Consider the following 21,361-nt stretch of genomic DNA (forward strand, 5'->3'; position numbering starts at 1 on the left):
AAATGTTATAAACTATTTTATCTCTTGCTTTCTCGTCAAGCTTATCAAGAAACTCTTTTGCCTCTTCCAAAAACTCAACTCGAAATTTGTAATCTGTCATCCGTTTTAAATTATAAGCAAATTTACAAGTTTCTTATTTAGGAAACAAATTTTTTCGTTAAATCTTAATTGTGTTCTTCAATTTCGGGGTTCGATGTTTTGGGAAACGGTTGAAAATGCTGACGCACAACGGTTTGGGTATTGCCGAAGGCAGGGATTTTTAGCACAAAAGTTCAATCGAAGAACGAATGTTGAACCTTGCACAAATGTCCAATCGAAGCCGTTCGTCCCCGCTTTTGGCAATACCTTGTGCCTGTTGCACAACCACACCCATAACTTCATTAGGCAAATATAAATCAATTATGCATGTATTAACAAAAGTGCAATAAGTGTGCGTAATTAATTGATTGTCAGTGTTGTATATTTTGCCTTAAAAATTTCTTTTCTTATCTTTGATGCATGCAGGGACGTAAGGATATTCAACCAAAAATGTTGTATCAAGTAAGCATTGACAGCTTGGTACCAACTGACAATTTTTATCGCTTATTATCACAAACCCTTGATACAGCATAGCGCAAGCCATGCAAAAAATAGAGGCAACTGCGCAAAACACCTTTCGTTTTTTTATTGACTACATCACAACGCTCACAACTCCTATATAAACCACCCAAAAAACCAACTTAAAAAGCGTAGTTGAAAAAACAAGTGTGCTTAAATCGCTTCTAATGAAGCCGTTTTTGATGTTTTTTTCTTTTTTTAGAGAGTTGTGCAACAGCTACGCCTGTTACCTGCTGGCTTTTTATCTTTCGCTTTGTATTTCATACCTTTTATTGTCAGGGTTGTGAATTCTGTATATAAACTTTTCAAACATTGTCGAGGTACAAACTTCGTCCGCAATTTGTCTTGTTTTTAAAAATAACGTGTCTCCCGAAAATTCAATATCTCCAATTGTCTTTCCGCAAGCATTTACTTCAATTAAAGTCGTTACGATTAATGTGTCGCCAATTTGCTCTTCCGAAAAATAGTCTTTGATAAAGTTTTCATAGTCTTCGTGATAGCCGTCAGCTTCCTCTCCGTCTTCCATTACATACTTCGTTTTACAGTCTATTAGTCTTTCGTGAGTTTTTGTCTTGTCAATTTCTTTTTTGTCGGTCGAGTTTGAACACGAAAAAAGTCCGAACGATAATGTTAAGATAATTGCCAAGCTGTATGTTTTCATTTTACTCATTTAGTTGTAAGTCTTGAAATTAAAAACGAAACTAAGTTTAACAGGATAAGTCCGGGAATGTAAAAGAATGCACCAACAATAGTGTAGGTCATTCCTGTGTTCATAAGAATGTCTGTAAAGTCAGTACTTTGACCTTCTGCATATATTTTCTTGTCCATAAACCCCATTAGTCCTAAATAAAACCCTGCCAAGATAATTTGAACAATAAGAGCAAAATTGAAACCTTTAATCAATTGTCGTAACGAAAACGGGGTAAATGCTTTTCTTGTCAAAATGAAATACAAAACGGGAAGTCCAAATGATAGAACTGTCAAAACGATTGATATTTCATAATTTCCTTTCATAATGTTGTATCGTGTCGTTGTGTGTCTAAGCTTGCAGGTAACGTTTTGCCGCTTTGCGAAGGCGGGGATTTTTAGCACTAAATTTCATTAGATGCACACAGCTTGAATTTAGCACTTCACTATCATAGAAGCACGAAACCCCCGCTTTTGCAAAACGGCTGTTAGCAGGCGTTATTTTTTTTCTCATCAAAGTATATGTCAATTAGGTTGTCAAGTTTGTCAAAGGAATAGAATTTAATTGTTTTCAAGTCAAAAGTCTGTCCGTGTCTGCTTTGAATTTTTGCATTTAATTCTTCGGGTGTGTCAAGGTTGAATTTGTAAACTGAGTCATTAATTTTTATTGGCGAATAGTAAATTGAAGTCATATCAAAGTCTATGAAACCAAAAACTTTTTTGTCTAAGTCGAATATTGTAAACGGTGTTCCGGAAAGTTTGTCTGTCGGATTGTATGCAAGTTTTCTTATAAATAAAAAATTGTCGGAAAAAGTCAGCGAGCGGTCGCCTTGCCAAACAAACCATTGATTTGTCGGGTTTGCAATGAGTGTTGGTTTGTGTTTGTCTTTAAAAATTCCAATAAGTCCTGCATAGGCCCCCATTCTATACTCGCTAATTGTGTAGTACAAGCAAGATAAATTCTCTTTTTCGTAAAGATTGTCAAAAACGAAAATATATGGGTCAGCTCCACGCTTTGGTGTCAGTAATTGTCCAAACTCAATATCCCAACCTTTTGTGTCAAGTTCGTCTGGTCTGTTTAATATGTATAGTTTGTCTGTCATTTATAATGCCTGCTAACGTTTTGCAGCTACCCGAAGGTGGCGATTTCGGAGCACTTCACTGTCATAGAAGCACGAAACCCCCGCTTTTGCAAAACGGCTGTTATAGCCCGTTTTTCTCTCTTTCATATAAGGTTTTTCTATTTGTCCGGTCTTCAATTTTTTGTATTTCGTTCGTGTAAAAAAAGTCAATGTTAAAGTCTTTTATTTCTGGACTTATGTTGGTCGTAATATGTGCAAACTCGTCACCAATGTCATAACCCCAAGCTATATTCCAAACAGTCAAAACGGAATTGTTGTCAAGATACACTAACTTTTCTATTTGGTCTGTTGTCTTGAAAATTTCAATTATGTGTTTGTCTTTAACCATTAGTTTTTTCATTAAGGAAATTTAATATCTCCTTGTTCGTTAACATATTTCCATTCACTTTTATTAATTGTCAAAGTGTCAATCGGTGTTGGTAAAATCCAAAAATTCATAAAAGGCTTTATCTCAACCGTTCTCTGTCCACCGTAACCAAAAGCTCCAATGTCATAGAGTTGTTCTTTAATTTCTCGGTTTTCCGTCTTGTGTTTGTATATTGTCGTTACAGTTGTCCAAACACCAAAGCCAAATGAAAAAATCATAAAAAGCTGTCCTACGAAACACAAAATGGAAGTCAAAGCTGTCAAAATGCCCAAAGTCCAATTTTTTGTTTTTGAGTTTTCTTTTTTTAGTGTCCCAAAAAGAGTCAGAAGAACGGCAAATGGAAGTCCAAATATGATTGTGTCATAGAACTTGTGTTGAATTCTGTAGTCTGCAAATTCATAAGGCAATAGTTGTCCAATTGTCAAGCTAAAAACTGTCAAGCCAATAAAGGCAATTGCAGTCCAAAATATTATTTTTTTAATCGTTTCTGTCACTGTAGTGTTGTCGTCTTAAAATTGGCTATAACGTTTTGCAGCTACCCGAAGGTGGCGATTTCGAAGCACTTCACTGTCAACCAGGCACAAACTTTGATAGAAGCACAAAGCTTGATTTAACCACTGAACCGCCACTTTTGGGTAGGTGCTGTTACCTGCTGGCGTTCTGTCCGCTGTTGTTTTCATTATCAATTTTTCGTTTTTGTCTTATGCTATAAATTATCCCTGCAATTAGTCCTGTCAGCCCGCCTAAATAACTAAAATTATGCATTGAGCCGACTACAATAAAATTTTTTGTGTCAATCAAGTTCTCGGGCAACCACCAATTTACACCTGTATCTGCGAGATATATTTTTCCGTATGCAAGTCCAATAAGTCCTGTTGCAAATGCTATAATTACGGTAACTATAATTGCTTTAATTGTTGTCTGAAACATTATTTTACTGTCCTTATGAACCAACCCCACAAGTCCGAGAATAAGGCCAATTGGAAGACCCATCCACCAAGTTGCCATAAAACCAACTACTGAAACTTGAAGTCTTGGAGTTGGAAAAATTGCTTCGTTACCCAAGTCCATTAGTCCAAATTGATAGAACTTGAATTTTGTATAATACTCAGGCGAAATCGTGTAAGTCAGTTGGTCGTGCAAAATGCCGTATAGACCACCAATTATAGGGGCGAGAATTATAATCAATATTAGTATTCCGAACTTCTTCAAATTAATTTTCTTTAACTGTCATTAAAAGTTCGCTGTCAAAAATTGCCGCTGGTGAAATTACTATTTCGTCCATTGGAATTTTGTCGCCATATCGTTCTTTCATTTTTTTCTTAACTGCATCGTTTGTCAAATCAAAGTCGCTTAGTTTTTCAAGTTTCCCTATTTCAATTCCTGTCGCACGTTTATAGATTTTCCAAATGAGTTCAGAGCAATAAATTTTTTCGTCACTCCACTCAAAAGTCAGGTCGTAATTTTTGCCCTTAAATTTATCTCCTTCTTTTTTCATTTTTTGAAGTGTCTCTGCTGTCAATACTTGGTCAGCGTTTTTAAGTCGCTTGATAACATAATGTCCATCTTTTCCACGAGCAATCCATTTGTCAAGCGGTGTTGTCGTTACCGGTTGTATTGCTTCAAAAACGTAAAACTGTCCGTTGTCGTTGTAAACAATTCCGCAATGCGAATATTTTGAGTTTGTCGCAAGTTGAATTGCTTTGCTTTGTCCTGAAAGAGAAGTCTGGAAAATTAAGTCGCCATTTTTTATTTCGTCATTGTCGGCAAGTTGTTTTACTTCCGTTTTAGCATTTTCAAGTTTGTGTTTCGGGTCGTAAAATTTTCGTTTAGCAGAAAGTCCACCGAAAATTATCAGTCCTAAAAGTCCAAGTATAATTATTGCTTTCTTCATTCTCTTTTGTTGTTGTGCCGTCCGCTACGCTTGCAGGTAACGTTCCGCAGCTACCCGAAGGTGGCGATTTCGAAGCACTTCACTGTCAATCAAGCACAAACTTTGATAGAAGCACAAAGCTTGATTTAACCACTGAACCGCCACTTTTGGGTAGGTGCTGTTATGCCTAGGCTTTCTTTTCATTTGTCTGTCAGCTTGTTGTAAAATATTCAATTAAGAGGTTGTTTCCTTGTCGCCACCTTATCCAACCTGATTTTATTTTTGTCTTGCTGTCTGTGTAGCCCTCGTCACAATGGTCAGCCGTAAAAATTTCAATCCAATCTCCCCTCATTGATTTTACTTGAAAACAGTCTCGACCTTGATAAATAATTTCTTCAGAATTGTCGGTTGGTAAACTTCTGATTTTCTGTTTCCGGTCAGGAAGTCTTGCAACACCGAACATTTCCTTTAAATAGTCTTCCCAATTTCTAAAAGTCGTCAAGTCATTTTTCTTGAGCCATAAAGTCTCTCCGTTTTCATTGTTAACTATAACTTTTAACCAATTGTCTTGAACTGTTATGCAGCGAAAAACGAATTGAGAATAGTCGAGCCACAAAATCTCTGGTTTCAGCCATTCTGTTTGTTTGTCACGGTCACGAATGTTCCAACTGTTAATTGTCTGGTCGTTAAAAAACTGAATTATTCTTTTTGGTTCTTTGTCGTTAGGTGTCGAGTAGAAATGCAAGGTCGTTTTGTCGTCAAAGTTGATTGAAACGAGTCCAAGTCCAAGGTCTGTTTGCGCCAAAAGATTTGTCGTCAAAAAGAGAAATATGTATGTCTGTAGTGTCTTCATTTAAGCTTAGGCATAACGTTTTGCAGCTACCCGAAGGTGGCGATTTCGAAGCACTTCACTGTCAACCAAGCACAAACTTTCATAGAAGCACAAAGCTTGATTTAACCACTGAACCGCCACTTTTGGGTAGGTGCTGTTATGCCCAGTTTTTCTCATTCTTCCCACAGTTCAGAGTTTAAAATTGTCCATTTGTCGCCAACTTTTTTAAACATATAACTTGTCGTCAGGCCTTCACCTACATATGAAAGTTGAAGTCTTACCGAATTTAGTCCACAAACCCAGTCACCAACCACAAAATAAAACTTGATTTGTTGTTTCTTAATTTCTTCTTCGGTCATTATTTTTATTTGTCTGCCGAATTTTTTCACTCCTGTTAAGTTGTTGTGTTTAGCGTCACCAAAGTATTGGATTATTATCTGTTTTCTTGTTGTGTCCGTGTCAATATGAAAGTATTGTTGCAGTTTTGGTAGGTCAAGAGCAAGTTGAAATATTTCTTTAAAGTCTATTGGCGTTAATTCCTTCGTTTTGTCTCCGTGAAAATATTCATACAAGTCTTTATAGCTGATTTCATTTTGATTCTTACCTACTGCACCCTTTGCTTTTTTATTGTAGTTGTCAGCTGTCAGCCAGAAGTCTCCACAACTTGAAATAATGTAATCAGTTTCTTTTTCATTTATATGGGTATATTCTGAGCCATTTTGTCCTTTGTAAAAAGCTATAATGTAATATTCTCCAATTTTAAAATTTGAAAGATACGGTCGGCATAACGCTCCATTGTCTCCCCAAATGGTTACTTTCTTTCTTGTCTCTTGTCCGTTAAAAATTTGAAGAATTTCAACTTCCATAGACATTGGAGTCGGTTTATCGTAAATATTTTTGTAAGTCAAATAACTGTCAACCTTTACGAGTGCAACAAGTTTTGCTTTTGGTGCAACAGTCAAAAAGTTTCCTTGAGAACCACAGTCACAAGCGAAAGTCAGACTTGTCGAAGTCAGAAAAAGAATTGTCAATATTGTTGTCAGTCGTTTCATTGCTGTGTCGTCTTAAAATTGGGCATAACGTTTTGCAGCTACCCGAAGGTGGCGATTTCGAAGCACTTCACTGTCAACCAAGCAGAAACTTTGATAGAAGCACAAAGCTTGATTTAACCACTGAACCGCCACTTTTGGGTAGGTGCTGTTATGCGGTCGGCTTTCTTGTATTTCGTTCATTTTCTGTCCTTTTTATATTTCTGTCTATTCTCTTCGCTAAAAACTATTGGCACTACCCAAGAACGTCTTTCGTGTTGTCCACGTCTATAAAATACGTCCCATTCAGGAATTGATTTTACTACTCTTATTGCTTCATTGTCATAGGTTTCGTTAAATCCTTTTCTAACTTCTACACTGTCAATAATTCCTTGTTCGTTTGCAGAAAATTGAACAACTATTTTAACTGGCTTGTCTTGATTAGGCAACTTGTCCCAGTCAATGTTGGTGTAAATGAAGTGTAATAAGGTCGTGTCTTCGCTGTATATTGATTTTCTTGATTTACTGTTGTCAAAGGTTGTCGTTCCTATTAATTGCCCGTTAATAATTTCGTAAACAACTTCTCTTTCGTAAAGCGATTCGTAATGTGAATGAACGTAGTAAAGTTGTTTTCCTTGCGGTGATAGAATTTTCGCTGTCACCCAATCTGCTTGAACTTTGCCATTTATAAACTTCTCACCAAATAGCGACTTTAAGTCCGCTTTAATTTTGTCTTGATAGTAGTCACAACTGTAAATAGCTGTCAAGTAAAGTTGATTATCAATTAATGTCCATTCAGCTTGATACTTTCTATAACAAGCAGTTGTCCAATAGCTCTCTTTATCTCCAAACAGTTTCTCCCTAAGAGTATCAATGTTGTCAAGTTGCTCTAATGGATTTGAATATATTGAAAGTGTGTCACCATTGTATATTAGTATATCTGGAATTTGAGCAGTCCCAAAACTCTTGAAGTGGATTGTCGTCAAGAGTAAAAGTGTTAATATGTAATTTCTAATTTTCAATATCGTGTTGTCTTTTAAGCTGCCGCATAACGTTTTGCAGCTATCCGAAGGGCGGGATTTTTTACCACAAAATTTGATTTGAAAAACTAATGTTTGATTATCCACAAAACTGTCTTTGGAACACGAAACCCCGCCTTTTGGGTAGGTGCTGTTATGCGGTCGGCTTTCTTTTTTTGTCGTCAGTTTCATTGGTTTTCTAATTGTCTTTTTGCTGTTTTAAATGCTGTCTTAGTCCAAAGGTTAGGTTTGTTTTTTCTTAATTTTTATTGTCTTTGTAAATGCCAAATTCGTTCAATGATAATTTCTAAAATTAATCTATATACCAAGTCATCATCGCTGAAAATGGTTTCCAATTCCACAAAAGCAAATACAGTCCACAGCCAATATAACTTGTCAAAGCTTGTCTTAATGTCAATTTTGGAAAAGGTTTTATTAGTCGTCCGATTATAAAGTGTCCCAAAACAATGCAAGGAATTATTACAATGCCCCAAAAGGTCGTCATCATTAAAATCATATTTACTAAACCGCTGTAAGGTATTGGATAACTTTCTTGTCCGCCATCTATTCCATATTTAGGTAGGTGTCCAAGTTCATTTCCTGTAATTAGATAATTTGTCAGGACTAGAATTACCCAAATGACTGGCAATAAACCTATAGTCCAATAGGTTAGTGAAACAATATTATTAATTCTTTTCTGTGTCATTGTTTTCTTCCTGGTGTCTGTTGTGGCGTCTTTTAAGCTGCCGCATAACGGTTTGCAGCTACCCGAAGGTGGCGATTTCGAAGCACTTCACTGTCAACCAAGCAGAAACTTTGATAGAAGCACAAAGCTTGATTTAACCACTGAACCGCCACTTTTGGGTAGGTGCTGTTATGCCTAGTTTTTTATTTTCAAGTCCTTTTTCAAGTCAACATATTTATATTTCAATTGAATTGTCGGTGTCAAATTTTTAATTGCGTTTGGAAGGTAACAATTTTCAATTATTTCTAAATGGTCAGAATAAAGAGCAAACGATTTCAATGTAAATTCCTTTTCACAGTTTTCATATTGCTCTAATGCCCAATTATAGGTGTCTTCGTCAAGTTCTGCATTTTTGTCGAGCAACATTTCTTTGAGGTCTTTTTTCTGTTGCTCATATTGTTTGTCTCTGTCTGCAATAACTCGATTTTTAAAATTCCCTGTTGTATCAATAATTTGGTCAATGGTTAAAAACTGTCCTGTTATGTAATTGTATGTAAAGTAGTCTGTCCAAACTGTGCAATATGCTCCGCAACCTTCAGCACTTATGTTTAACGAAATAAGTCCGTTTTTTAAGTAAGTAACTTCAAAGTCAAGATAAATAATTCCATCAGACCATTTAATTAATGTAGAGTCAGTTGAAAGGTCTGGATATTCATTATTAGTAAAACGGTTTTTCAAGTCGTTATTTATTGCTTTGTCAACTTGCAAATTACCTGTCTTTATCACAGGAAATTTTAGCTTTTCATCTTGAACGTTTGAGAATTTTTCTATTCTAGGAATGAATAAAGTGTCAACGGAAATTTTCTGTCCGAATGAAGTCAGCCAAAAGGTCAAAAGTAATATTGTCGTTAGGATTCGTGTCATTTAAAATTAGGCATAACGGTTTGGGGCTTGGCGTAGTGGCGGATTTTTAGCACTACACTTCAATAGAAGTACCAAAGTTCAAATTTAGCAAAAACTTTCATACGAAGCACTTCACCCGCCATTACGCCAAACCCTTGTTACCGGCTGGTGTTCTGTCTGCCAGTCTTTGCAAACCATTGTCAGTTTTGAATTTTTGTGTCATTGCCGGGTCGGTTGTGCGTTGCGTTTTTTACTTTTTTGAAGGGTCGGGAATTTTTTAAAAATAATTTTGTCTTGAGTCGGCTTTGCAAGCTCTTTGCCAAAGCTTTGGTTTGAGCGTTGGCTTGTGTGGCTTTGGCAATGTGCTTGCAATTGATGGGCTTTAATAATTCAATGATAGTCCAACCCCAAATCCCATATCGCTGTCATAATGTGTTCGTATTCCCATATTTTTATTGATAATGTATTTTAGTTCAGCCATATATTCAAAATCGGTATTGACCATAAAACCTGCTCTTATTCTTTTTGAAATCGGAATGTCTTCACGCATCAAAGACAATCGGACAATTCCATCGTGATATACTTCTGCCTGAAAGTTAACGAGCATTGGCAGGGTGTACATAAAACCTAAACTAACAGCTCTGCGTGTATCTTTTTCATTCTTTTGTCCGAATAAGTTTGTTTCGTGTTCGTCAATTCCCATTTTTCGGTATCGGTAATCAAAACCAATAAACGGCATAAACCATTGCATTTTGCCGATGTATCGTCCCAAATGCGTTTCTACTTCGTAGCCGTGCATATCATTATAGCCCAACCGCCATTCTGTACCCAAACTCCATCTTGCATTTTGAACCATTGCTTCACCATCGTTCCCATTGGTTGCAAAATCATTTTCAATCATAAAGTGCAGCATATTACTTTCTCTTTGCAATTTATTGTAGGCTTGTTTCTTGTTGGGTAAGTGTGGATTTTGATAGTCATCAACTGCAAAAACTCTATTCATTCCGCCCATCATATGGTATAAGATATGGCAGTGAAAAAACCAATCGCCTTCTTCATTTGCCAAAAACTCGATGGTATCGGTTTCCATCGGCATAATATCCAACACATTTTTGAGAGGAGCATTTTCGCCTTTACCATTGATTACCCTAAAATCAAAACCGTGTAAGTGCATCGGGTGGCGCATCATAGAGTTGTTATAAATGGTAATACGCAGTATTTCTCCTTTTTTCACTGGTATTTTATCCACTTCCGAAAGTATCCGGTTATCCATACTCCACACATAACGGTTCATATTTCCGGTAAGTGTAAATTTTAATTCTTTCACCGGAGCATCTTTAGGAAGTTCTGTATTATGGGGCGATTGCAACATTGCATAATTCAGGGTCTTTATTTCTCCTAATTCGTTGGCATTGTAGCGGTTTGGGTCGCTGTCCACATTGTGCTGACTATGGTCTTGCTTTTGTTTTTGCTTCGCTTCTCCTGTTATTTCGGGATACATTACCACGTTCATATCCATTTGGTTCAGACTCATTTTCATTCCCATATCGTCCAGATTGCCATCCATTTTCATCATATCATTCATCATTTTCATTCCCTCAAAATATTTTAATGTTGGAAGCGGAGAAATTAATTGCTTGATGCCGTTGCCAATAAAATAGCTTGCAGATTGTGTTCTGTCTTCGGTTGTTGCCAAAAATTCGTAAGAAACACCGTCATAAGGAATGGTTACAACAATATCATAAGTTTCAGAAACCGCAATAATCAACCTGTCCACTTCAACAGGCTCAACATCGTTACCGTCATTGGCAACTACAGTAATTTTACCGCCTGCATACCGCAACCAAAAATAGGACGAAGCTCCACCATTGGAAACTCTTAATCTTACTTTATCACCTGCTTTCAAGGTTTTTCCGTCAACCGTTTTTAAATCGGTTGTGTGATTTCCGTTGAGTAGAATTTTATCATAATACACATCACTTACGTCCATCGCCAACATCCGTTTCCATTCGTTCTTGATTTTTGTTTTAAAATACCCTTCTCGAATAGCTTCTGCGTATGACTGTGTTGCATTTTTTTTAATGGCTGCCCAATCGTTGGCATTGTGCAACATTCGGTTGATATTATTGGGATTATAATTTGTCCATTCACTTATCATCAGGGGAACGGTTGGTAAATCATCGATGCCTTTTCTAAAAGTTGGGTCGTTTTGCTTTTTTAGCATCACAAAACTGCCATACATTCCAATTTGCTCTTGCAAACCCGAGTGGGAATGATACCAATGTGTTCCGTGCTGGATTATGGGAAAACGATATGTGTAAGTTGTACCGGGCTCAATAGGTTTTTGTGTAAGCCAAGGCACACCATCTTCTTTATTGGGCAAAAATACTCCGTGCCAATGTAGTGATGTACTTTCTTTTAGCTGATTGTGTACCACAATTTCAGCAGTATCGCCCTCTGTAAAAGTGAGTGTTGGCATTGGAATTTGACCGTTTACTGCAATTGCTCTTTTTTCTTTTCCTGCATAGTTTACCAATGTGTCTTTTACATATAAATCGTATCGCACTACTTTTTGTGCGAAAAGAGAAGTTGTTGCCAAAAGCATCAGTGTTATCGGCAACAGCTTTTTTTGAAAAATATTTTGTATATCCATTTTATAATTTTCATTTATTAATTTTTAAAAGGCTTGCATTTATGGCAACCACAATTGTACTTACGCTCATCAAAACCGCACCCATTGCAGGACTTAAAACGAAATTCGGATAAAGCACACCTGCTGCAAGCGGAATGGCAATAACGTTGTAGCCAACCGCCCAAAGCAGATTTTGAACCATCTTTTTATAAGTCCGTTTACCGAAGTCAATCATTTTTACTACATCTCTTGGGTCGCTGTTCACCAGAATAATATCGGCTGTTTCGGCTGCTACATCCGTACCTGAACCTACTGCAATACCTACATCTGCCTGTGCCAATGCCGGTGCATCATTCACACCATCTCCAGTCATCGCAACCACTTCACCTTTGGCTTGATATTCCTTTACTTTTTCCTGCTTTTCGTGAGGCAATACATTTGCGATATAACCGTCCATTCCCAACTGCTTTGATACGGCTGCCGCAATTTTTTCATTGTCGCCTGTAAGCAGAATGGATCTGATATTCATCTTTGTTAACTCGTTAATGGCTTCTTGTGAACCCTCACGAATACTGTCAGCCAAGGTGATTATGCCGATAACTTCATTATCAATAAAAACATAATTGACCGTTTCAATATTTTGATTGACTTCTTTTGGCGTTTCAGGCTCTGTAAGATTGTTTTGTTTGAAATAATTAGGTCCTGCCGCTACTATTTCCTTTCCGTTCACTACTGCTTTTACACCTATACCTGCCATATAGCTGAAATTCTCTGACTTCCATAGTTCAAGGTTTCTTTCTTTTAGAGTTTTCAAAATACCTTTCGCAATGTGGTGTTCGGAATATTGTTGAACGGCTGCTGCATATTGTATTATTTCATCGGCTGCATATTTATCGGTTAATGGAATAACCTTTTCAACAGCGTGAGAACCTTGGGTAAGCGTTCCTGTTTTGTCAAAAATAATGGTGGATAAGTTGCGTGTGGTCTCAAATGCGGTACGATTGCGGATGAGCAAACCATTGGTTGCCGAAAGCGTTGTAGAAATGGCAACCACCAACGGAATAGCCACACCCAAAGCGTGTGGACAAGCCGTAACCATTACCGTAACCATTCTTTCCAATGCAAAAGCAATATCTCCGCTACTGCCAAACCAATAAATAAAAGTGATTACGCCTGTTGCAATGGCAATATAAGTAAGCCATTTAGCTACTTTATCGGCAAGGTTTTGCGTATTGGATTTTGCTGCTTGTGCATCCTGAACTAAATTGATAACCTTATTGAGGTAACTGTCTTTACCCACACCTGTTGCTGTAACTCTTAACGCACCTTCGCCATTGATAGAACCTGCAATTACTTTTCCGTCTTTTTCCTTCTTCACCGGAACACTTTCGCCTGTGAGCATACTTTCGTTTACATAAGAAACTCCATCGACAATTGTTCCATCGGCAGGAATTTTTTCACCGGGTTTGATGATAATGGTTTCACCGTTTTTTAGGTCTTCGAGTTTTATTTTTATGGCTTCTCCGTGTCGTTCTACAGTAACATCGTTTGGCAAAAGTGCCACCAATGACTGCAATGCTTTTGAAGCTGCCATAGTAGAACGCATTTCTAACCAATGTCCCAAAAGCATAATCACGATAAGGGTTGCCAACTCCCAAAAGAAATCCATACCTTTCAATCCCAGTGCCACGGCTACAGAATATACATAAGCGACAGTAATAGCGATGGCTACCAAGGTCATCATACCGATGGCTTTGGCTTTAATTTCGCCTACCATTCCTTTCAGGAAAGGCATTCCACCATAGATGTAAATAATAGTTCCTAATGTCAGCAGTACATATTTATCTCCCGGAAAAGCAATAGTAAAACCGAACCAATGCTGTATCATTTCCGATAAGAGCAAAATGGGAACGGTAATGATCAAACTTACCCAAAAACGTTTGAGGAAATCGTGGGTATGATGTCCTTCGTGTTTGTCGTAACCACTATCGGAATGATGACTGTGGTTTTCACTATGATGTGAATGTTCTTTATGGTCGTGATGTTGGTGGTGTCCGTGATGGCTGTGTGTTTCTTTTTTACTGCCACCCATAGGAACTAAATCCATTCCGCAAAGCGGACATTTTCCCGGTTCGTCCTTTATCACTTGTAAGTGCATCGGACAAGTATATTTTTTCATATTCTTTTTGTTCTGAAAAGCAATGAAGATGGATTTTACCACTTCATTGCTTTGTTGGTTATTTTATAGTTTCAACTGTACTACCGCAAGTAAGCATTTGCGAACCGTAATAAGGGTTTTTAATAGCATTTTCTTTGCTCAACCAATTTGCTCCCTTGCCTTTGTTTGCCATTGGGCAATGCTGATAATAAACAGGTGTTTCCTGTTTTGATACTTTTATCAGTTCGTACATATTTTTTGATAAGCTCATAAAATGGTCTCGCTGATGTGCTACATCTTTGGTTTCAGCAATGTGTTCTGCATCAAAGGCAAGGTCTTTCATTACTTTCATCCAAACCGTATGTTCCTCGTTTGAAAGTTTATTCATTTGAACAGCGACAAGAGCGGTTAGCAAGTCTTTTGCTTTAGTGGAAGTTGTGTTCCCGTCAGATTTTACCAAGGCATCTTTTACCGAAAAATAGTTTTCAAAAACGGATGTCAGTTGGTTTACTTCCTGCATTTCTGTAGATGCCGTATGACTTGAATGGTCGTGTGTTTCCGTTTTCGGTTCTGCTTTTGCAACAGGTTTGTTCACCCGTTCATACAGGCAACATTCAGGCAGTTTTGCATACACATCATCGGGTGCAAGAAATTTATCGCTGTCATAGCCTACTAAAGCGATACGTTTCAGAATTTCGTCCTGATTGGTCTTTTTTGCATCGTAGGTAATGGTCGCCATTTTCGTTTCTTTGTTCCAATCTACCTCGGCTACTTTTTTAACATTTCCTGCTTTTTCTATGGTGCTTTCGCACATTCCACAGTTTCCGTAAATTTTTACGGTTTCGGTTTTGGCGTTTTTAATTTGAGCGTTGCTCACTCCGAATGACAACATTAGCAATGCGGTCATTACATATTTTAATGATTTCATTTTTTTAAATTTTAGATTACTAAATTACTTAAATTTTGAAAGCCTTTAAATCGCTTTCAATAGGACACAGCTATGGCTGTCAAGTCAAGAAATCAGCTTATTTTAGGCGGTTGCCAAATGGAATGAAATCCCGAAGAAATATAACTTTGCGTATAGCCAAAAGTTAAATTTTCGAGTACGATGATGTGATTTTTCATTCCTGCATCAAGAGTTAATGCAAAAGCAAGGGGAGCAGTTGGGCAATGACAGGAAGGGTTTTTACATTTTCCACCACAACCGTCATTGTTTTGGTTGTTGTCAGAATGATTTTTGCAACAGTCTTTTTTCTCTGTTTGTGATGTTTTTTTGTCGCAACAAGATTTTTCGGTTTTCGTGTGAGATTTACCACAAGCATAGGTCAGCGTTGGTGTCAAAAAGAAACCAAGCATCACTATCAGCATTATGGAAATTTGTCTTGTCATATTTTTTCTGTCTGCAAAGGTATAAATTTTTTTGTTCGGGTGTGTTGGCAAAAAATGGCTCTTTTGGTTTTGTGAAGGGTTGGCTTGTGTGTCGGGCAAAACCAAATGTGCCATTTGTGCGGTAGGCTAAAAATTGTCTTTAAAAAATGTGCGTTGGCAAAAAAATAAAAAACATAGGGTCGGTCAGCGTGTCGGGTTGCTCGTTGTCCGTTAGTAATAAGGTCTATATGTTGGTCGCTTTTCAAAATGGTTTGTCCTTGTGTTAATGTTCAAATTTTGGTCGTCCGTTTAATGTTAGCACTGTCGTCTGTTACACTTGCCGGTAACGTTTTGGCAGCTTTGCGAGGTAGCGGATTTTTAGCACTAACTTTGAAACGAATCCGACACTTCAAATATACAAAAAAACTTAGAAACGAAGCACTTCGCCCGCTATCTTGCAAAACTGCTTGTTATAGGCATACCCCTTCATTTTCGTTCGGCTTGTCTGTTGGCTTGGTAGCTCTTTTTCATTTTTTGTTTGGCTTTGTGCGAATGGTAAAAATGAAAATGTGCTACCAAATGCGGTAGGCTATTCTGTCGTTTGTAGTTTTCCTGCGTATGTCCCGTATGGTTTGCCCGAATAATCTCCTGTTTTGAAATAATCACACAACAGTTTAATTACATTGTCAATATCTTCTTCCGTTTCAAATTGAATTTTGCCATTTTTTATATTTATTGGTGCTTTTTTCTTTTTGCCTAATGTTTCTAATTTCTTTAAGTTTTTTGAAGTTAAAGAGTTTAGGTTTCCAATTTTTTCTAACTTCATCAACTTTTTATGAATGGCAAACTTGGTTTCTATTTTATCGGTTAGCAATTTTACATCACCGAAACATTCGTGTATAGATAATGATGTTGCAACTTCTTCGGCTCTCTTTTTGTACTCTTCTTGTAATCCAACAAGTTGTTCAAAGTAATACTTTTTCAAGATGTAAAAAGTTTCTTCATAGAAGATACAGTCTATTTGTTTATCTAAATAAACAGTATCACTTTTTAACAATGACAAGGTGTTTGTATTGGTATCAAAGAAGGTTCTAATTTGATTGCCAATGCTTTTCTTTTCTCCGTCTTTTTCTTTCTCGACACCTACTTTCCCGGGTGAAATCTTTCTAAATGTGTAGAAAGATTTATCACTATCAATTTCAAATTCTACACAATATGCCCAGAGTGTTTCGTCTTGGAGTATATCGTTTAAATCTGTTATTTTCTGAGGGCTTTGATTTAATTGGTTGTAAACAACATCTGAAAATGAGCCAACTTTATTTTGCATTTGGTATGTAAACAAATGCTCTGTTTCATCTGCAATGACATCATAATCAAAGAAATGTAAATCTTCATTATCTTGAATTTTCTGAAACTGTTTTAGCGAAAGTTCATAAAGGTACTTTCTTACTTCGTCTGTAATTTCTATCTGATAAACTTTGAAATCAAATTTTTCTAAAACTCGTGAGTTGGCTCTCATTCCCTCTTTGAGAATACGGGTAACAAAGTACATTTTCAAATTTTCAGAATTTGCCAGACTGATTATATCAACTAATAGAGATTTATCCATAATAAATGTTTTTCGTAATTAGATTCATTTTTATTTCTTGTTCGCTTTCCAAATCTTCTTCTTTCGTTATTAAAAGTCCTTTCTTTGTTTTTCCCTTTTTATTGTAATCAACTTGGTAAAGTGTGTGAGTAATACTCAAAATGGGGTTTATCACAATCATATTTGATTTGGTGTAAATGAAAAATATGATGACTAAAACAATAAAAATAGAAGTAATGTCAAACAAATTGTTTGTATCCTGAAAGATAAATGGAACGATGTAGGTAGAAATATAACTTATGCTTTCACTATTTTTGTTTTCTACCTCAACAATTTTCACAAGTTCTCCATTTGATTTTTTAGTGTCTAAATTTGTCAATAGGAATTTCAATCCGATATAACCGAATATTGCAACAAGAAAAAGAAAAGCACTTAACCCAAATTTCTTAAAAGCTAACAAAATGCTTGTTTGGTTAAAACCTCCAAAATTCAAAAACTCAATATTTTGCTTGACTTGTCGTAAAATCAAAAGTCCAAACAATGGAATGTATGATGTAATGAACAGCACAAAAATTGCAATATTATTTAGTTTTACTTTTTTCATTACTTCATTTTTCAAGTATTAGATGATTTGTTCTGTTAATTCTTTTTCATCAACGATAATGGTTGTTTTTACACAACAATTAGTCAAAGCATATACTATATTCCACATCAAAACAGGTGGAACAGCATTGCCAATTGCTCGATATTTTCTATTATCTGAAACACTATCTAATTTAAACGATAATGGAAATGATTGAATACAAGCAGCTTCTCTAGGTGTAAAACGCCTGTATCGTTCTCCAACCATTAAAACAGGGTCAGTTCCGTTTAAACTTACTTTTGCTAAATGTGAAGTTATTGTATTGCAAGGTTCATTTAAGTCTTGGACTCTTCCTTTATTCATTTTTTCTCTAACACGTAACATTCCTTCAACAGCTCTTTGACTGAAAAACCATTTTTCGTCTTTGTCAGCCTTTTTATCAATGACTTGTTTTAGTACAATTTTAGAGCTGTTTAAAGTATTTGGCAATGGAAATTTGAAATTGAAAAAATCTTCAAAATCTCTAAAACCAACAATGAAAATTCGTTCACGCTTTTGTGGTACTCCAAATTCCGAAGCGTTTAATAATTTGTAATGAATATGATAACCTGCTTTTTCAAATTCTTTTATAATTAATGGGAATGCTATACCCTTGTTAGCTGAGAGTAAGCCTTTCACATTTTCTCCTATGAAAAAACGTGGTTGTTTTTCTTTCAAAACTTTTACCATTTCAAAGAACAGTTGACCTCTTTCATCTTTATAGCCCAATCTTGGTGGATTTTGAGCACTGATTGAAAATGATTGGCAAGGAAACCCACCTAACAAAATGTCGTGGTCTGGTACTTCACTCGGGGTAATGTCACGAACATCTTTTGTTTCGCATTTATGTGAAAAGTTATCATTATAAATTTTTGTTGCATACGCATCATTATCAACCGCATAAACAACTTCAAAAGGTAATTCAGCATAATGCTTGTCAAGGAAATTAAAATCTCCTTGAATGCCTAAATCCATTCCTCCGCAACCGCAGAAAAGTGAAGCAACCTTTAACTTGCTATTTCCAAAAGTTTGTGCCATTGCCCTGATGTTTTAGAAAATTCAACAACTAAATTTTTATCTACTTTCAAGTTTCCTAATTCAAATTGTTTAATAGGATTTTGAATAACGAAAATGTTTTTTCCTTCGTCATTTATCACTAAATAATAAACGAAATAATTATCGCCTAATGTTTCGGCTGTGTCCCATTCATTTGGCGTAAGTTTGAAACGGTTATTGTTAATCGCTTTTCTTGATTTGGTTGTTTTTACTTCGATGTATCGTTTGTTTTTAGGAATTTCGATACTTTGTAAATCGTAACCAACTCCAAGTGGAGTAGGGATTTTATTGATTAAGTGTTGACGATTTGAACCGTCTTTTGTTCTCAAATATTCGTGAGCCAAGATTAAAGTTTCTCCGTAATCCCCGAATATTTTTGTAGGTACTTTTCTATCTTCTTTCATTCGTGAGTAATACTCTTGAATGAGTGTAGAGATATTTTCAACTTCACGTTCTTCTAAATGCGGAGCAAACGCCTCGATATTGTCAAAGCTGTTTACAAAGTCAAACCAAACTTCTTCTAACGCTCCAATTTCTGGATTTGTGATTTCGTCTGCATTGTAGAATTTGTCGTACTCATCAAACCAAACATCATTTTGTAAATGGAAGTTGATAGTTTCTTTGTTTTCGCCATTCAGATAATAATAGTAACCTGTTCCTTTGTGTTGCAAAAGGTTAGCTAAAACCATATAATCTAAAATATCTCCTGCATAACGATTGGTGTCGCCCTTTGACGGAAATTCGCCTGTGCGTTCGTTTCTTAAAGCCTCGTAATCATATTCATATTCTACTTTGTCTTTTCTATTTTGTAGAATGAGTTTTGCGACTTCCTTTGCTTGTCTTTTTCCTGTTGTAACTCGTAGGTCGAAATATGCACATTGTGTAAGTTCTTCGGCTGTTATACTAAATGATTTTTCTGTTAATTTTTCTCCTTCAATTAGTAAATTAAGTATGAATTGACAAGGTTTAAACCTTACGCCTGCTTCAATTTGTTTGATTACATTTTGAGATTTTATGTGTCCTGCTGGATATTGAAATGAATACAAAAAGTAATTAAAAAACTCGTCCAAATATTGATTGTTGGCAAGTCTTTTAGCCATTAAACTTGGTTGGGAATAACCATTTGTTTCTTGGATAAACCCAAACAAAGCGGAAATTTCTGTTCGCCAATTGTCTATTGTCTTTTGTGTAGATGTTGCATTCTTTTTAAAACCAAATAATACCTTATTCAATTCATTCCTGAAATCGTTGTTTGGTAAAACCGCCATTTCTGAAATAGAAGTTGCTACATACAACAAAACTTCTTCCACATCATTTTTGAAACGTGGTCTGACGTGGTGCAAACGGAAAAAATATTCGTCTGGTATTCTGTATGTTTTTATTCCGCTCATAGATATTTCTTAATTTCAGTTGCCAATACCTTTGCCAAAATTGGCGGAACGGCATTGCCTACTTGTTTGTACTGGCTTGTTTTACTTCCTAAAAAAATGAAAGTGTCGGGAAACGATTGTATTCTCGCACTTTCTCTTACAGTTGGTACACGATTGTATTTATAATGAAAATGATGTCTGTGTCCTGTGTCAATTGTAAAACTTGGTTTTTTGCTGTTTAGTCTTGTCCAAGCAATATTTACGTTTCTTGTTTTCCGTAATTCTTCGGGCAAATCTTTATAATTCCCACCGTCAGGAACAAGCGAAATAATGCTTTTTGTTTGTTCGCTATGATTTGTTATTTCGTGATTGTAAACTCCAACAGATTTTTCCCTAATTAGTTTCTGATAATCCGATTTTGGTTCTAACTTGTATTTCGTTCCGTCTGTCAACGATTTTTCAGGCAAGTCCGAAATTGCTTCTTTTGCATTTATTGGTTTTTCTGTTGTAGGTTCGGGAAAAACAAACTCTGTTTTGTTTTTTGTGCCAACAAAAAACGCTCTTCTTCTGTTTTGTGGAACGCCAAAATCCGATGCTAACAAAACTTTATAAACTACCGTGTAACCGAGCTTTTCAAAATCTTTAATGATGCTGTCTTTTACAACACCTTTTCCCATTGAAACAATGTTTGGCACATTTTCCATTAGAAAAACTTTAGGTTGGTAAAATTTCACGAAACTTACAAATGATTTGTAAAGTTGATTGCGTTCATCGTCTACAATCCGTTTTCCTGCAATGGAAAAACCTTGACAAGGTGGGCCTCCAATGATTACATCAATATTTTTGATTTCTGTCTTTTTACTGATTTCTATTGGTGTTTCTGTAAATAAATCGGCTACAATTCCTTTTGCATTTTTGTGTGTATTTTCAAAAGTTGTAATGGCGTCTTTCCAATGGTCAATACCCAAAAGCACATTATATCCAGCTTCGATGAATCCATAAGAAAGTCCACCGCAACCGCAAAACAAGTCTATCACCGTTGGTTTATTTTTCATCTTCAAAACTTATTTTTTCTTGTTTTACGTTTATATTTTTTAAATAATTAATCTTTTCTTCTGCTACAATTAATGTTTCAGGTGAACAATTGTATTGATACATTTTCTTTGCGAACTGGTCTGCAAAATATTCAGTTTTCAATTTTTCAAAGTCGAGTTTAAAAGCATTTGCCAATTTTTCTAATCGTTTTTCGTCAAACTCTCTTTTCCCGTTTTCTATTTTGCTGAGATTTGCAGAGTCGAGGTTAAGCTGAAATGCAAGTTGTGTTAAAGTCAAACCATTGTCTTTCCTTAATCGCTTAATGTATTCACCAAAAGTTGCTTTCATATACTTGCAATTTAATACTTGTCAATAATCGACAAAATTACTCAAATTTTT

22 protein-coding genes are annotated in these 21,361 nt (G+C 36.1%); all 22 read right to left on the minus strand.

The window, feature by feature from the left end:
* Positions 1–838: 838 nt before the first annotated feature.
* Entirely contained in the window at positions 839–1,258 is a 420-nt protein-coding gene (locus M0R38_00005) for a hypothetical protein (GenBank protein MCK9480130.1), read from the minus strand.
* Positions 1,259–1,263: 5 nt separating this feature from the next.
* Positions 1,264–1,611 carry a hypothetical protein gene (locus tag M0R38_00010; GenBank protein ID MCK9480131.1) on the minus strand — a complete coding sequence of 116 codons (348 nt, stop codon included), beginning with the start codon at positions 1,609–1,611 and terminating at the stop codon, positions 1,264–1,266.
* Between the two features lie 161 nt (positions 1,612–1,772).
* A complete protein-coding gene (locus tag M0R38_00015; GenBank protein ID MCK9480132.1) occupies positions 1,773–2,387 on the minus strand; it encodes a hypothetical protein in 615 nt (204 codons plus the stop codon).
* 100 nt (positions 2,388–2,487) lie between these two features.
* Positions 2,488–2,766, minus strand: a complete 279-nt coding sequence (locus tag M0R38_00020; protein MCK9480133.1) for a hypothetical protein — start codon at positions 2,764–2,766, stop codon at positions 2,488–2,490.
* On the minus strand, positions 2,766–3,287 hold the full coding sequence (locus M0R38_00025; GenBank protein ID MCK9480134.1) for a hypothetical protein: 522 nt from the start codon (positions 3,285–3,287) through the stop codon (positions 2,766–2,768). The genes M0R38_00020 and M0R38_00025 overlap by 1 nt, the downstream gene beginning before the upstream one ends.
* 151 nt (positions 3,288–3,438) lie before the next feature.
* Positions 3,439–3,981, minus strand: coding sequence for a hypothetical protein (locus tag M0R38_00030; protein MCK9480135.1), 543 nt, complete (start codon positions 3,979–3,981; stop codon positions 3,439–3,441).
* Positions 3,982–4,006: 25 nt separating this feature from the next.
* A complete protein-coding gene (locus M0R38_00035) occupies positions 4,007–4,687 on the minus strand; it encodes a YiiX family permuted papain-like enzyme (GenBank protein MCK9480136.1) in 681 nt (226 codons plus the stop codon).
* A 190-nt stretch (positions 4,688–4,877) separates the two neighbouring features.
* Positions 4,878–5,519: a hypothetical protein gene (locus M0R38_00040; GenBank protein ID MCK9480137.1), complete on the minus strand. Its 642-nt coding sequence runs from the start codon at positions 5,517–5,519 to the stop codon at positions 4,878–4,880.
* A gap of 152 nt (positions 5,520–5,671) precedes the next feature.
* Positions 5,672–6,550, minus strand: coding sequence for a hypothetical protein (locus M0R38_00045; protein ID MCK9480138.1), 879 nt, complete (start codon positions 6,548–6,550; stop codon positions 5,672–5,674).
* Positions 6,551–6,726: 176 nt separating this feature from the next.
* The gene (locus tag M0R38_00050; GenBank protein MCK9480139.1) at positions 6,727–7,737 is read right to left on the minus strand and encodes a hypothetical protein; all 1,011 of its coding nucleotides are present in this window, start codon (positions 7,735–7,737) and stop codon (positions 6,727–6,729) included.
* A gap of 121 nt (positions 7,738–7,858) precedes the next feature.
* Positions 7,859–8,251: a hypothetical protein gene (locus M0R38_00055; protein ID MCK9480140.1), complete on the minus strand. Its 393-nt coding sequence runs from the start codon at positions 8,249–8,251 to the stop codon at positions 7,859–7,861.
* A 174-nt stretch (positions 8,252–8,425) separates the two neighbouring features.
* Positions 8,426–9,154, minus strand: coding sequence for a hypothetical protein (locus M0R38_00060; GenBank protein MCK9480141.1), 729 nt, complete (start codon positions 9,152–9,154; stop codon positions 8,426–8,428).
* Positions 9,155–9,515: 361 nt separating this feature from the next.
* Positions 9,516–11,786 carry a multicopper oxidase domain-containing protein gene (locus M0R38_00065; GenBank protein ID MCK9480142.1) on the minus strand — a complete coding sequence of 757 codons (2,271 nt, stop codon included), beginning with the start codon at positions 11,784–11,786 and terminating at the stop codon, positions 9,516–9,518.
* Positions 11,787–11,796: 10 nt separating this feature from the next.
* Positions 11,797–13,944 (minus strand): heavy metal translocating P-type ATPase, encoded by a 2,148-nt coding sequence (locus tag M0R38_00070; GenBank protein MCK9480143.1) that lies wholly within the window; start codon positions 13,942–13,944, stop codon positions 11,797–11,799.
* A 58-nt stretch (positions 13,945–14,002) separates the two neighbouring features.
* Positions 14,003–14,851: a DUF3347 domain-containing protein gene (locus M0R38_00075; protein MCK9480144.1), complete on the minus strand. Its 849-nt coding sequence runs from the start codon at positions 14,849–14,851 to the stop codon at positions 14,003–14,005.
* Positions 14,852–14,943: 92 nt separating this feature from the next.
* On the minus strand, positions 14,944–15,312 hold the full coding sequence (locus M0R38_00080) for a hypothetical protein (GenBank protein MCK9480145.1): 369 nt from the start codon (positions 15,310–15,312) through the stop codon (positions 14,944–14,946).
* A gap of 568 nt (positions 15,313–15,880) precedes the next feature.
* Positions 15,881–16,900 (minus strand): DUF4868 domain-containing protein, encoded by a 1,020-nt coding sequence (locus tag M0R38_00085; GenBank protein MCK9480146.1) that lies wholly within the window; start codon positions 16,898–16,900, stop codon positions 15,881–15,883.
* Complete coding sequence (locus M0R38_00090) at positions 16,893–17,483, minus strand: hypothetical protein (protein ID MCK9480147.1); 591 nt, start codon at positions 17,481–17,483, stop codon at positions 16,893–16,895. Before M0R38_00090 ends, M0R38_00085 begins: the two co-directional genes overlap by 8 nt.
* 18 nt (positions 17,484–17,501) lie before the next feature.
* Complete coding sequence (locus M0R38_00095; protein MCK9480148.1) at positions 17,502–18,539, minus strand: DNA cytosine methyltransferase; 1,038 nt, start codon at positions 18,537–18,539, stop codon at positions 17,502–17,504.
* Positions 18,509–19,948 carry a DUF3883 domain-containing protein gene (locus M0R38_00100; GenBank protein MCK9480149.1) on the minus strand — a complete coding sequence of 480 codons (1,440 nt, stop codon included), beginning with the start codon at positions 19,946–19,948 and terminating at the stop codon, positions 18,509–18,511. The genes M0R38_00095 and M0R38_00100 overlap by 31 nt, the downstream gene beginning before the upstream one ends.
* On the minus strand, positions 19,945–20,982 hold the full coding sequence (locus M0R38_00105) for a DNA cytosine methyltransferase (GenBank protein MCK9480150.1): 1,038 nt from the start codon (positions 20,980–20,982) through the stop codon (positions 19,945–19,947). The genes M0R38_00100 and M0R38_00105 overlap by 4 nt, the downstream gene beginning before the upstream one ends.
* On the minus strand, positions 20,972–21,310 hold the full coding sequence (locus M0R38_00110; GenBank protein MCK9480151.1) for a helix-turn-helix domain-containing protein: 339 nt from the start codon (positions 21,308–21,310) through the stop codon (positions 20,972–20,974). Before M0R38_00110 ends, M0R38_00105 begins: the two co-directional genes overlap by 11 nt.
* Positions 21,311–21,361 lie beyond the last annotated feature (51 nt).

The organism is Bacteroidia bacterium, from assembly GCA_023228875.1.
Lineage (GTDB): Bacteria > Bacteroidota > Bacteroidia > NS11-12g > UBA955 > JALOAG01.